Below are 13,251 nucleotides of genomic sequence, written 5' to 3' on the forward strand. Positions count from 1 at the left end.
CAGGCATAAATGCCTGTTTAAAAAGCAGGCAGAAGTACGTGGTTGTTTAAGCGTAGTACTACTACAATAGTTTATAATACTTCAAATAGGAGGTGCCTAATGGCGAATAATACCAGACCAGCAGTATTGCGACTTTGGGTTTTGAGCAACAGGTTATTACGATGACCTTCAACAGTGCGCACACTTAAGAAGAGTTTCTCAGCAATTTCGGCACTGCTGTTTTCTTTACAGATTAATTCTAACACTTCTTTTTCACGTGGGGTAAGTTCAAAAGAAGGGCTATCGAATATGCTGATGGTTTTACTGCTAGAACGATTTACTTGTTGTATAGCCATCAATACCTGTTTATTCATGTAAAAGCCAGTTTCGTAAGTACTTTTAATGGCAGTAATTAATTCTTCTTTATCACAGTTTTTAATCAGGTAGCCGGCTGCACCAGAAGTAATCATTTTGGAAATTAAGCGATCTTGCGCATGGACTGACAACACGATTACCCGAATATTGGGATATTTACGAGCAATGATCTTGTTCAGTTCAATGCCATTCATTTCTGGCATATTCATGTCCATCAATAAAACATCTGGAATTTGCGCTGGCAAAGTATCAAAAATTGTTAACAGCATTGATGCAGTAGCTGCTTCTGCAACCACTTCAAATTCGGGAACACTTTTAATCAGTAGACTTAAACTCTGCCTAAAAATATTCTGATCATCTATAATGCCTATTTTCATGGTTTCCATTTTACTATTTTAATATAAATTGACACTGATATCCGCTATGCGGCACAGTTGACGGGCTTACTATTGCCCCAATCATTTTTAAACGGCTCTCAATATTGTGAAGCCCCATCCCTTTTCGAGATTTTTGGTCAGCCATTATTCCTGTACCATTGTCTTGATAGATCACCGTAATTTCTTGGCCATTTGCTATAAAATAAATGTCTACTGTTTTGGCTTTTGCATGTTTAATCGTGTTGTTTAAAAGCTCTTCCATAATCCGATATAAAGAAATCGCTGCAGTAGCGTTAAGCTCATCAAGACCAATTTCCGCATGGTTATGGATGGTAATCTGAATGTGTTGGGTCTGGACAACTGAATCACACAATTCTTCTAATGCACCTAAGAAGCCATATAATTCTATTCCAGGGGGAGAAAGGTTGTGCGAAATGTGGCGCACATCTTTAATCACTTTATCTATAATATGCTTGCATCGATCTGAGAAATTGCCCAGGGTATTTTCAGAATCAGGTCTAAAAACATCTATTGTAAGCCTTAAGTTTGAAAGTGCAGTACCAACATCGTCGTGTAAATCTTGTCCAATCCGTTTACGTTCAGTTTCTTGAGAACTAATCATAGTTTGAAGTAACTCTTCCTGATGTTGCAATTGGAGTTGTTGCTCACGGTCTTTCTGCTTCAATGTTTTGTTCTGGAGTTTCACATTTAAAAAGATAAATGAAATTGCCAGAATACACATCCCTGCCATCCCGGCAAAGATTAGGATATATACGTTTTCGTCGATGTTTTCCATTTACTAAATCCAAAAGCCATGAGCAAGTACAGTACAACCACAAGGGAGTTATGCAAGTTCCAGATTAGCATTTTCGCATCATGGCTTAATTTAAAGGTGATTACATTAGAGAGGATAAATACAAATAAAGAACCAGAGAAATATAGCAACAAGCCGGCATTGATGAGGTTAAGACCATTGCTGTACCATGATTGGTCTGGGTCTGTATCTACCAAGTTAAAAAAATACAGCAAGCTGTAACAGATAAAAATCAGGGCCTCTAGTGGTCTAACATAAGAGTTGAACTGATATTTACTCTGAAAAAAAAGCACATTGACCAGGCATAACAGTGGAAATATGACTATAATCAGGTAACTGTATTTCTTGATTGTTTTGTTATGGTTAATGCCAGCAAAATAAACCGCTAAAAACAAAAATTCTACTACGGTATAAATATGCAGCAATGGCAAGTTATTACTTCCAGATTTTAGGATTGCTATTAAGTTAATGCTACCCGAAACGACTAGATAATACAGCAAAATCTTAAATAACCTATTGATATAGCGATAATTATAGATTGCTACACCAATAGGAATAAAAATTGAAACAGGAACAATCAGTCCCTGGTAATAATAAGAAAATGAGTGGCCATAAATCGTTAACAATGTGATCCTTGATTAGAATAAATCACTTTCTGGATCACAGCAATGTGGACATGGCTTGGTGAAATCGTAGATAGACGAATCTTCTACATCAGATGTTGCTGACGGCTCGATGATATCTTTACAGATACCTTTATCATCAACACGAACTGGGACAAGAACGGCCGAAATGCCTTCACCTTTTTTAAAACCAGGCTTATGCAAAGTAAAATAAGCTCTAGCACCTATCGCTTCTGGGTATAGATCTGACAGGGCCTTAATATCTTCAAATGGGATGTAAAAGCCTTTAGGAAGAATGGCATCATGATCATCAAAAAGGGGTTTGATCGCTTCACGCCAAAAATTTGTACGGTCCATTGCCTCAGCAAGTGAAATTCTATTGTCATCAAGAATTGATGTAGGTTTCTTTTTCATTAATTTTAGTTTTTAGAAAGGTTAATTATGAGTTAAAAATGGAATACCGATCGCTAAAAGTAATATCCATTTTATGGTAATACTGAGCATAAATGCCATTAATTCAAATCTATTGATAAGAAATTAGATTTCCTAGTGGACAAATGTTCAATCTTTTTACAAACCAATTTGTTGATGAATCCTATTAATATTTCAACCCATTAACCTTCTAATTTCGATGAAGAATCGCTTCGCAATCTCATTCTTGCTGTTGTTTTATTAACCCTTATACTTAGGTATATTTTGCCATGTTGAGCCTGTCGAAGCACTTTTATTAATGCCACCACTCAGCCTTGCCCCGGTTCATGGCGCCGAACCACTAGTCCTTTTTTTTCTTGATGAAAAATTACCAAAAACATCAAGAAAGAACGATGCTCCCGCATGGCCCGCCGTTCTTTCATCCCTGCGCTCTTTGGGACAGTGAGGAATAGGAGAATTTTGAGGTTTTTAGTGTAAGTATCTACACCGCTCCACTAACCGTCATTTCGACCTTGGGAGAAATCTCCCGCCTATGAGCAGTGTATTAACGTCATGCCGAGCTTCTATAAGTATCCTCTAGTTCAGAGAAATCTCATTCATCGCTTATAGATTCTTCGCTATGCTCTGAATGACAAATAATCATAATCCACACACCACTCCTATTACCGTCATCTCGACCTTGGGAGAGATCTGGAACCTATAGATCACTAAAGCTCAAATTGTAATACAGCTATAATAACCATAATTGCAAAGTTGATCTTTATGTTTAAGGGTTTAGGCTAAACTTTACCTTTAGCGTTTTCATTCAAGCTGTTAGCATACTTATCTTTCCTCCAGTTATAGATCAATAGGTTTAGAAGGATCAGGTTTAGCCCGTAAAATACATCCTCAAATGGAATGGTCATTATCCTAAGCCCAATAATATGCTTTGCATTGTACCAAACTACTGGGGCATCCAGTCCTGTTCCTGTTAAAATTCCATTTACAATGCAGAATGGAATAAGCAATACCAGGTACACCAGATAAAATTTACCGAGCCAACGTACTTTTAAAACGAACCTAGCCAAAATCAAAAGACCAACCATTACCAAACCTGTTGATGCCGTATACAAGCTACCCCAATAGTATATCCCTCCAAAAACCCCAAGAAATACAAATGCAAGTGTCAATACATCTTCAGCTGGTTTGGGCAATTGCAATTTTAAAAGTTGGGTAAGGCAATGATAAGTGAATACGCAGGAATAAGGGATACAGAGAAAAAAAAGCAGTTCCTCTAGCGGCAGGCCTAAAAAATTTGCGCCCAAAATATAGTCGGGGTTAAAGCCCCACACCCCCAGATGTGTAAAATAAATATCCCAAATCACAAATAGCACACCAGTTACGACTACCGCAGGAAAAAATGCCTTCCAGGTTTTATGGAACTGCAGCCTTGGATGGAATGAGAATAGCAAGGGAACAATTATTGTGAAAAAATCGACCAGAAGGTAGGTATATCTCATCATGCCTTTTTTCTAGCTTCCAAAAAGTATTTCAATGGCACCCATAGCATTCCAAAACACTCACCCTGCTCTTTACCCAAGTGTTTGTGGTGCATTTTGTGTGCCCTACGGATGGCTTTGAGGTACCAGTTATCTGAATTTCTAAAAATCTTGAAGCGCTGGTGGATAAAGATATCATGCACCAGAAAGTAACATGCGCCATAGAGTGTAATCCCGATCCCGATAAACAACGCCAATTCATTCCCATAGAAATTACCCAGCGCTAAACATATTATCCCGGGAATGGCAAAGATCAAAAAGAAAAAATCATTGCGTTCCAAAAAATCGTCATGGTCTTTGTTATGATGGTCACTGTGCAGAAACCAGCATAGCCCATGCATTATATATTTGTGTGTAAGCCAAGCCACCCCTTCCATCGCCAGAAAAGTTGCCAGTACAATTCCTATGTTAACCAATACGCCCATCTTTCAACATTTGTGTATAATATTTCATAACCTTCTCCAAACAGATCTTTAGCCATTCGGTATACAACTCAGGATGCACTTTGATATCCTTTGCCAATTCATTCATGCCAATATACCTAAAGCCCGCAACTTCTTGAGGTGCAAAATTAGGCCTATTATCGCTTATCCCAAAATAAACATGATCAAATTCATGCTCAATAATGCCCGCTGTCACCTCTGCCTTATACATAAAATTGAAGCCATATTCAAGGTGGCATACCATTCCCATTTCTTCTAATAACCTGCGGTGGGCGGCAACTGTAGTATGTTCATGTTCTCTTGGGTGACTGCAGCAGGTATTGGTCCACTTGCCTCCCGAATGGTATTTATCTACTGCCCGTTGTTGCAACAGCAGTTCTCCCTTGCTATTGAAGATGAATACTGAAAAGGCACGGTGCAATTGCCCAGAGAAATGTGCCTGCATTTTCTCCATCAGCCCCACTTGGTTGTCATCACTATCTACCAATATCACATTATCTATCACAGTTTCAATTTTTTAAGTTCTTCTTTGGTACATTTTTTCGATGCTATCAAATAACTGGTGATGTTCTCTCTCAACACCCTGTCCTCCATTTGTTCCACCTCTAACAACAACTTTTGCTTATCTGCCTGAATCTGTCCATTATAACCAAGAAATCCAGGCAGATTGTTCTGGAGGGAAAACCTGATGAACCTCATTTCCACATTACTAGGCTCTTTGGATATGGCCTGCTCTATTGCTGCTTTTCCCTTCCTGAACCTGGCAAGCTTTGTAATTGGGTTGAAAGCGTACTTGGCCTCCATCATATATGACGCTCCCTTGTAACACCATAGTATGGGTGAGGAACTTCTGTTCACTGATTTTAGCGATCTAGAAAGTTCGGCAGAGGCCGAAGAATCCTCTGCTGCCTTGTAATAAAGCCTTCTAAGTTCGGCTACTTCGGGTTCTGCACCAGCATGTAATGAAGAACCTACAAGAAAAAAAATCAGCACCATTTTCATAAAGCATTCATTCTATAGCGGATCAGCGAATCGAACATCAGTCCAACCTTGTGTCCATTAGAGATCCTAATCCTTCCCTGCATTACTTTTTCTGCTGATGCCTTTTTAATCTTTTTGAACAGCTCTAGGTAATAGATATAGGCCAAGTAAACCCCACTCCTTGCCTCCCTTGGTAATAACCTAATTCCTTGAAGGGCAACACGGAACTCTGATTCAATTTCCGTTTCGATCTGCTTTTTCTGGTCATTGCCAAATGCCGAAAGGTCTACACCAGGGAAATAGCTCCTGCCCAGCACTTCATAATCGGCATTCAGGTCTCTCAAAAAATTTACCTTCTGGAAAGCCGACCCGAGCAGCATGGCTGATTCCCTGAGCCGCTCGTATTCTTTATTATCCCCGGCGGTAAATACCCGCAGGCACATAAGCCCTACCACTTGCGCCGAGCCAAGGATATATTTATCGTATTTATCTCCCGTATAATATTCTTCCTTTAAATCCATTTCCATGCTGTCCAAGAAAAGGTCTACAAGTTCCATCTCTATCTTGTACTGATTCACTACCTGCTGAAAGGAATTTAAGATCGGATTTAAGCTAATCCCTTGCTCGATTGCCTCATAGCAATCTCTTTTAAACTTGTCTAACAAATAGGCCTTATCAAAATCATGAAAACTGTCTACAATCTCATCGGCAAGGCGCACAAAGCCATAGATCGAGTAGATCGGCTGTCTTAGCTTTTTGTGTAGGAAATAGATTCCAAGTGAAAAACTAGTACTGTAGCGGAGCGTAGTCATCTTGCTGCACTGGGCAGATAGGCTGTCGAATTTTTCTTTCATCGCTTTTTCTCTAGGCTTTTATTCAATTGCGCTGCTGCAAGCTTTCCCGAAATAATTGAGGGCGGAACCCCTGGACCGGGAACCGTTAGTTGGCCAGCATAAAACAGGTTGTTAATTTTTTTATTGTTGAGCGAAGGCTTTAGGTTTGCCGTCTGCATCAACGTATTGGCAAGGCCATAGGCATTGCCCTTATAGGAATTGTAGTCTTGTACAAAATCATTGATACAATAGCTTTTTTTATAATCAATATTGCTTCTAACCTCTTCGCCACAAAATGTTTCTAAGCGATCCATGATCAGCTCGAAATAGCGTTCCCGTAGTTCTTCGCTATCCTGCAGTTCGGTAGCTAGTGGCATTAGCATAAAAATATTCTCATGACCTATTGGCGCAACGCTATCATCGCTCTTCGCAGGGCAACAGGCATAGAAAAGGGGCTTGCTTGGCCATTGTGGATTTTCGTAGATTTCCTTGGCATGCACATCAAGTTCTTCATCAAAAAAAAGGGTGTGATGAGACAACTTATCTAGCTTTTTGGTAAGCCCTAAGTAAAAGATCAAGCTAGATGGGGCAAGCACTCTTTTGTTCCAATAACTTTCGGGATAGTTGCGAAGTGCTTCACCGAGTAGTTGGTCTTCTACATGGTGGTAATCTGCTGAGGCCACTACACCATCGAAGTTTAATTTGTAGCGTTTGGAATTTACCCCAATGATTTTTCCTGCCGAAAACTCGAAGCCTGATACTGGCTCATCAACAAGAAATTTTACACCTAGGTTTTCGGCCACAGTGCGCATGCCGCCAACTACCGAGGCAAAGCCACCCTTCGGGTACCAAGTACCCAATGAAAGACCTGCGTAGTTCATCAAGCTATAAAGTGCTGGGGTATTTTTGGCAGTAGCACCCAAAAAAAGGATAGGGAATTCCATTAGCGCAATGAGCTTTGGATGGCTAAAATATTTTTTAACATGAGTGCGGAAAGATTGCAAAAGCTGCAGTTTAAATGCGCCCCTGATCACATCCATGTCTAAAAATTCGGTTAGTGAAAGGCCTGGTTTATGAACCAGTTTTTCCATACCTACTTTATACTTAAATTCGGCTCCTTCAAGAAATTTCCTGAGCTTTAACGCACTACCCCGTTCAATATCTTCAAAAACTTCTTCTAATTCCTCATTCGAACTCGGAATGTGCATTACATCATTTTGCCCAAAAACAATCGAAAAACCTGGATCAAGTTGGGAAAGTTCATAAAAGTCAGCAGGTTTGTGGCCAAAGTCACTAAAGAACTGCTCAAACACCCCAGGCATCCAATACCAGCTTGGCCCCATATCAAAACTGTAGCCATTAGCTGTTACCAACTGCCTTGCCCTTCCCCCAATTTGTGGGTTCTTTTCATAAACAGTCACTTCTGCCCCATCCTTGGCTAAGTAACAGGCTGCACTTAGCCCAGCAAAGCCCGAACCTATAACTGCAACCTTTGGCTTTGTTGGTAACGATCTATTGTCCATTTCCACCTTTCACTAATTGTGAGAATTCAGCTATAGAAGAGAAGCATGACATGTTAGCCCCTAACTCTAGTTCAGCAATCAACTTTCCATTTCCTGCCAAAAAGATATTTGCATTGGGGAAGGTATTGCTTAGGTTTTGAAGGTAGTTCCCTGTTTCTTTAACAGGACGCTGCCTCACCAAAAAAAACAGCAGGTGATCTACCTGGGTTGAGCTATAAGCATCTTTAAGCGATTCCATAGGCACTCTTTCACCTAGGTAGATGACCTTAAAGCCGTAGCTGCGCAACATGAAACTTGCAAACAATAAGGGGATATCATGAGCCTCATCTTCTGGAAGAAAAAGCAACCATACCGGACCACCCCTATTGCTTAAGGGAAGCGAATTGATAGCCGTCATGAGCTTTTGCCTTACAATCGCTGAAATAAAATGTTCGTGAGCAGGGCATATATGGTCTAATCGCCACATTAGGCCAAGGCGCTGCAGTAGCGGAAACATCACCTGCTCATAAGTCTTCATGATTCCATGTTCTTCAATGCATTGATCAAGAAGAATACTGAAACTTAGCTCATCATATTTAACACCTGCGTTTAACAGTTGGGATACATAAAATTCAAAGCTCGCAAGGCCAGGCATGATAGCTTTTAATTCTTTTTCCAGAAACTCCTCCATCTGGTCACCAGTTAGTGAACAGGCTTGGGATATTTTAACCCCAGCTTGGTTTAAGCTTACAATGTTCAATAGCCTCTTCAAGTGCTCATCATTATAAGACCGGGTATTACCGCTCGATCTCAAAGGTTCAAGTGCATTATACCTTCGCTCCCAAATGCGGATAGTATGTACGGGAACTCCAGAAAGTTGCTCGAGATCGGAAATGGATAGTTTCATTTTGTCTATATTTTAAATAAAATATTTAGACAAAAGTAACATTACTTTGCTATAAAAAGTTTGCTGTCCGGTATTTTTTCTACAAAAATGTTGTGACAAATGTTTTATCACTTGTCATGCTGAGCTTAACGAAGCACTATTTATTAAAATATTTATAGACACTTTCTGAGTCACCACCACTTTAGCCGTCATTGCGAAGCCGATCTTCATTGGGTATGGCAATCTCATTCTTGCTGTTATAGTTTGTCATGCTGAGCCTGTCGAAGCACTTTTTCACTTAAAACACCAACTCACAGCCTTGCCTCGGCTCATGGGCGCCGAAAGCCCTAGTCCTTTTTTTCTTAATGAAAAATTACCTAAAAACATCAAGAAAGAACGATGTTTCCACCCAAATGGCCTACGCGTGGCCCGCCGTTCTTTCATCCCTACACTCTTTGGGGAAGTGGTAAATAGTGAGATTGATGCTTGATTTATGGACATACCCCAACTCGTGCAATGAACTGTGGGTTAAGCCTGTAGACTACTGTTTATTACAGCACCCCCCCCTCTTTCCAACATTAATAGTACGCAGGGCTTATCCAGCAACGGAAGAAAAACTGGCAAATGATGGCTTGAGGGCGGGAAAAGGCATAGTTGTTTTGCCCTTCAGCAAAACCGTAGCCTGTGTTTGCAAGTTTTTGTGAAGGGATGGGAGCGCAAGGTTGCCTAGGAGAAGCCGAAAGGGTTTGCCTTCTTTGCCCTTCAAAGAAGGTTGCCTCGCGGCAAAGAGCGTTTAGACCTAGTTGTTCAGTTGCCATGCTGAGCCTGTCGAAGACACTTAAGTTAAAACACCAACGCACAGCCTTGCCTCGGCTCATCGCCCCCGAGAGGCTCTTTCGTTTTTCACGGTTATCTATTTTAGAGGTGTTCAAGATTGCTGCGCAATATCTCCTTGATAGAAAAGAAACAAAAGATCAAGAAAGAACGATGCTTCCACCCACAGGCCTCCGCGTGGCCCGCCGTTCTTTCATCCCTACGCTCTTTGGGACAGTGATTAAATTGAAAGATGGACTGTTGAAAAGTAGATGCGATTTCGGGCAACATAAGCCTTAATTTTGTACACATAATGACACTAGAACCCCTGCATGAATTGATCCTCGATTTTATCGAAAAAACAAACAGACCAATCTTCATGACAGGAAAAGCGGGAACCGGAAAAACAACCTTCCTGCGCCACATTCGCTCCAGCACCAAAAAGAACCTTGCGGTAGTAGCACCAACGGCCGTAGCGGCAATTAACGCAGGTGGAGTAACCATCCACTCCTTTTTCCAGGTTCCCTTCGGACCTTTGCTACCACCATCTCCGCAAGAAACAATTTTCACTGAATTTTCTGGCAAAAGCTTCGGAGCGGAAAAAGCCAAACTCATCAAATGCCTCGACTTGCTCATCATCGACGAGATTAGTATGGTAAGGGCCGACACCCTAGACTATATTGATAGGGCACTACGGTTTGTGAAGGGAAATAGCCAACCATTTGGGGGCGTACAGTTACTCATGATCGGCGACCTTTACCAGCTGCCGCCTGTTTTTCAAAACGACTGGCATTTGCTTGGGAAATTTTATAATGGGCCCTATTTCTTCGACAGTTTAATCTTTAGGGCATTTCCCCTACTCACGTTTGAACTTACCAAAGTCCACAGGCAGAGCGATCCTACCTTTATTGAAATACTGAACGAAATAAGGAATGGCTCGATCAGCGATACGCTCCTCCAAAAACTAAATGCGCATTACCAGCAAAATCCAAACAGTGGGGAATTAGCTGACCATGTTACCCTCACTACGCATAATCCGCTGGTTAAAAAGATCAATGAAGAAAGACTAGCAAACCTAGCAGGCGATACACATACCTTTAAAGCAAAAATTACAGGAGACTTTCCAAAAGAAGCCTTTCCTACCGAAGAGGAACTTGTATTGAAGGCTGGCGCAATGGTAATGTTTATTAAAAACGACAGCTCAGGCAAAAAGCAATTTTATAATGGCCGTACAGCAAAGGTAGACAGCATTAACGGAGAAATCATAAGCCTAACCTTTCTTGATGATGGATCGACATTTGAGGCCACTCAGGAAATATGGGAGAATACCAAGTATGCGCTATCAGAAACCGACCAAAAGATAACCCAAACCAGCGCAGGTACTTTCAGCCAGTTCCCACTTCGCTTAGCTTGGGCAATTACCATCCATAAAAGTCAGGGATTAACTTTTGATAAAGCTGTAATTGATGTAGGTGCTGCCTTTGCCCATGGGCAAACCTATGTAGCACTGAGCCGATGCCGGACATTGGATGGCTTGATCCTAAAGGAAAAAGTAGATAGTAAGAACATCATTACCGATCCATCGGTTGCTGCTTTTATGAAAAAGGCCCAAGCGCAAAGTCCAGATCAACATAGTCTTCAACAGTTGTTGGTGGCTGCCGAACTTGAAACTTTGGTTGATTGTTTTGACTTCAATCCAATAACCGAAACTTATACCCATTTAAAAGCAGTACTGTTAGCGCTCCTGCCAAATGAAACAGTATTAAATCAAAAGATCAATGAAGCTGAACAATTGTTAAGCATTAAAATTGGCCCCATTGGAGAGCGCTTCGTCCGCCAGGAACTGAAAACGATAGTCAATAAATTTGAAGCGGGCCCTATAAAAACACGTTTGGCAAAAGCAGCAGGATATTTTCTTCCGAATCTGATTGAACTACACGAACATGTGATTGCCCTGCATAGCTTAATTACGGGTGCTCCCTTTCATCCGGATTATTTCCCGACCTTAAACCAATTGTTAGAACAGCTGCAAGCCAAGATTGAGCTGTTTAAATTGCTACCAAATTTTATTAAAGTGGATGAGTTATCGAAGGCCAATCGAAACACGGCTATTAGCTATAAACCGCTTGACAGTTGGAAGCAAAAACAGCTGAATGAAACCAGTATCGAAAACCCAGCACTCCATCTTGAGTTATTAAACTGGAGAAAGCAAACTGCGGAAAACAAAAAAGCATTAGGCTATCACATCATTTCTGACCAAGCCATAGCTGATATCTCTGCAAAACTACCAAAAACGCTAACCCAATTGGCTAAGATTAAAAATGTAGGAGAAGGAAAAGCAACACAATATGGAGACGAGATACTTAAACTCATTAGACATCACTTGGGCGAAAACGAGCTTTTGTTCTAGCATACGCTACAAACTATTTGGGTTTATTTCTTCCCAAATAGTTTTTTCATGTAATCTAATATTGTGGTTTTTGGCTTTCGCGGATTTTCTGGGCCAATGAGAAAGCCATAGGGTTGCAAATGAGGATAACTGTCGCAGATGATCTTTGCCATGCCCAATAGCGGTACTGCCAAAATCATTCCCGCCACACCCCAAATTAGTTCACCCAGTACAATGGCCATAATGGTAAACAGTGGATTGATATTTACCTGTTCGCCAACGATAATGGGTTCGAGGATATAGGTTTGTATAAACTGAACTAGCAAATAGGTAACCAATACTCCAATAACCATCTTGCTATTTCCACCCTGTGCCATTACAGCCAGTACTGTTAAACCCGTGCCAGTTAGGTTACCAATAAAGGGTACAATTTCTAGCAAACCGCATAGTACGGCAAAAAATAGTGCACTTTCTACTCCTACAATACTGAAACCAATGCCATACATTACCCACAGTACCCCTATCATTGCAGCCAGACCGCTCAGGTATTTCTGAGAAACCTTTCCAGTTTGATGTATCACAGCTGTTGTATCTGCATTTTCCTTATTAGGCACTAGTTTTAAGATGAACTTTTTGATGTGGCTGCGCATGGAAAGAAAAAGGAACATGTACACCAATACAAGGATGGTGTTGATTAAAATTCCCATCAACCCTGCTGCAAAAGAAAGAATCATGCCACCAGATTTGCCCTTGGTACCCTGATCTATTGCCTTCTGCTGGTCAATCTTTTTAATACCAATGGTTTCATTGATCCAAGATTTAAGCGATTCGAGCATACTTACGATCCGCTTTTCCATTCCATCTAGATTCTCGGCCAGGCTACTCAACTCAATAGATAGCAGCCCCAAAACAAGTCCTATGGAAAGGACAAAAAGTACAATACATAATACTGAAGCTACTCCTCTGCTTACTCCTTTGCTTTCTATAAAGCTGCACAGCCTGATAAATACCATAGAGAGTACTGCTGCAAGGGTAAGGGGAATTAGAAAAGGAGAGGCAAAATAAAGTCCGGCAAAGGTTAGTACAAAAAAGAAAAGTGTGTTAACCGATAGGCTGAGTTTTTCCATATCCTAGTCTAACAAAACTAACCAGTGAAAGTTTAAGTTAAATCGTATTCTGTAATGTCCGCACCTTTTTTAAAATTAGGTTAAAAAGAAAACGGGAACGACTAAAGGTCCTTCCCGCTATCTTTTCTTTCAATTTTTA

At 40.8% G+C, this 13,251-nt stretch carries 13 protein-coding genes; 1 reads left to right on the forward strand and 12 read right to left on the reverse strand.

All coding sequences use genetic code 11. The features are described from left to right. Positions 1-71 precede the first annotated feature (71 nt). The 11 genes from FA048_RS09980 to FA048_RS10030 form a co-directional block, all read right to left on the reverse strand. Positions 72-740: a response regulator transcription factor gene (locus FA048_RS09980; RefSeq protein ID WP_136840406.1), complete on the reverse strand. Its 669-nt coding sequence runs from the start codon at positions 738-740 to the stop codon at positions 72-74. Between the two features lie 4 nt (positions 741-744). Further along, positions 745-1,527: a sensor histidine kinase gene (locus FA048_RS09985; RefSeq protein ID WP_136840408.1), complete on the reverse strand. Its 783-nt coding sequence runs from the start codon at positions 1,525-1,527 to the stop codon at positions 745-747. Then, positions 1,494-2,171, reverse strand: coding sequence for a hypothetical protein (locus tag FA048_RS09990; RefSeq protein ID WP_136840410.1), 678 nt, complete (start codon positions 2,169-2,171; stop codon positions 1,494-1,496). Before FA048_RS09990 ends, FA048_RS09985 begins: the two co-directional genes overlap by 34 nt. A gap of 12 nt (positions 2,172-2,183) precedes the next feature. Beyond that, a complete protein-coding gene (locus FA048_RS09995; RefSeq protein WP_136840411.1) occupies positions 2,184-2,582 on the reverse strand; it encodes a hypothetical protein in 399 nt (132 codons plus the stop codon). Positions 2,583-3,379: 797 nt separating this feature from the next. Beyond that, positions 3,380-4,102, reverse strand: a complete 723-nt coding sequence (locus tag FA048_RS10000) for a lycopene cyclase domain-containing protein (RefSeq protein ID WP_136840413.1) — start codon at positions 4,100-4,102, stop codon at positions 3,380-3,382. Beyond that, the gene (locus FA048_RS10005; RefSeq protein ID WP_136840415.1) at positions 4,099-4,563 is read right to left on the reverse strand and encodes a sterol desaturase family protein; all 465 of its coding nucleotides are present in this window, start codon (positions 4,561-4,563) and stop codon (positions 4,099-4,101) included. The genes FA048_RS10000 and FA048_RS10005 overlap by 4 nt, the downstream gene beginning before the upstream one ends. Then, the gene (gene idi, locus FA048_RS10010; protein WP_136840417.1) at positions 4,547-5,086 is read right to left on the reverse strand and encodes an isopentenyl-diphosphate Delta-isomerase; all 540 of its coding nucleotides are present in this window, start codon (positions 5,084-5,086) and stop codon (positions 4,547-4,549) included. The genes FA048_RS10005 and idi overlap by 17 nt, the downstream gene beginning before the upstream one ends. Further along, entirely contained in the window at positions 5,083-5,583 is a 501-nt protein-coding gene (locus FA048_RS10015; protein ID WP_136840419.1) for a hypothetical protein, read from the reverse strand. Before FA048_RS10015 ends, idi begins: the two co-directional genes overlap by 4 nt. Beyond that, positions 5,580-6,416: a phytoene/squalene synthase family protein gene (locus tag FA048_RS10020; RefSeq protein WP_136840421.1), complete on the reverse strand. Its 837-nt coding sequence runs from the start codon at positions 6,414-6,416 to the stop codon at positions 5,580-5,582. Before FA048_RS10020 ends, FA048_RS10015 begins: the two co-directional genes overlap by 4 nt. Continuing rightward, positions 6,413-7,918, reverse strand: a complete 1,506-nt coding sequence (locus tag FA048_RS10025) for a phytoene desaturase family protein (RefSeq protein ID WP_136840423.1) — start codon at positions 7,916-7,918, stop codon at positions 6,413-6,415. Before FA048_RS10025 ends, FA048_RS10020 begins: the two co-directional genes overlap by 4 nt. Beyond that, the gene (locus FA048_RS10030; protein WP_136840425.1) at positions 7,908-8,804 is read right to left on the reverse strand and encodes a MerR family transcriptional regulator; all 897 of its coding nucleotides are present in this window, start codon (positions 8,802-8,804) and stop codon (positions 7,908-7,910) included. Before FA048_RS10030 ends, FA048_RS10025 begins: the two co-directional genes overlap by 11 nt. 1,105 nt (positions 8,805-9,909) lie before the next feature. Here FA048_RS10030 and FA048_RS10035 point away from each other — a divergent pair. Continuing rightward, on the forward strand, positions 9,910-12,006 hold the full coding sequence (locus FA048_RS10035) for an HRDC domain-containing protein (RefSeq protein WP_136840427.1): 2,097 nt from the start codon (positions 9,910-9,912) through the stop codon (positions 12,004-12,006). Positions 12,007-12,029: 23 nt separating this feature from the next. Here FA048_RS10035 and FA048_RS10040 read toward each other — a convergent pair whose 3' ends face one another. Continuing rightward, complete coding sequence (locus FA048_RS10040; RefSeq protein ID WP_136840429.1) at positions 12,030-13,112, reverse strand: AI-2E family transporter; 1,083 nt, start codon at positions 13,110-13,112, stop codon at positions 12,030-12,032. Positions 13,113-13,251: the final 139 nt, after the last annotated feature.

The sequence above is a fragment of the Pedobacter polaris genome (assembly GCF_005116505.1).
Taxonomy (GTDB): Bacteria; Bacteroidota; Bacteroidia; order Sphingobacteriales; family Sphingobacteriaceae; genus Pedobacter; species Pedobacter polaris.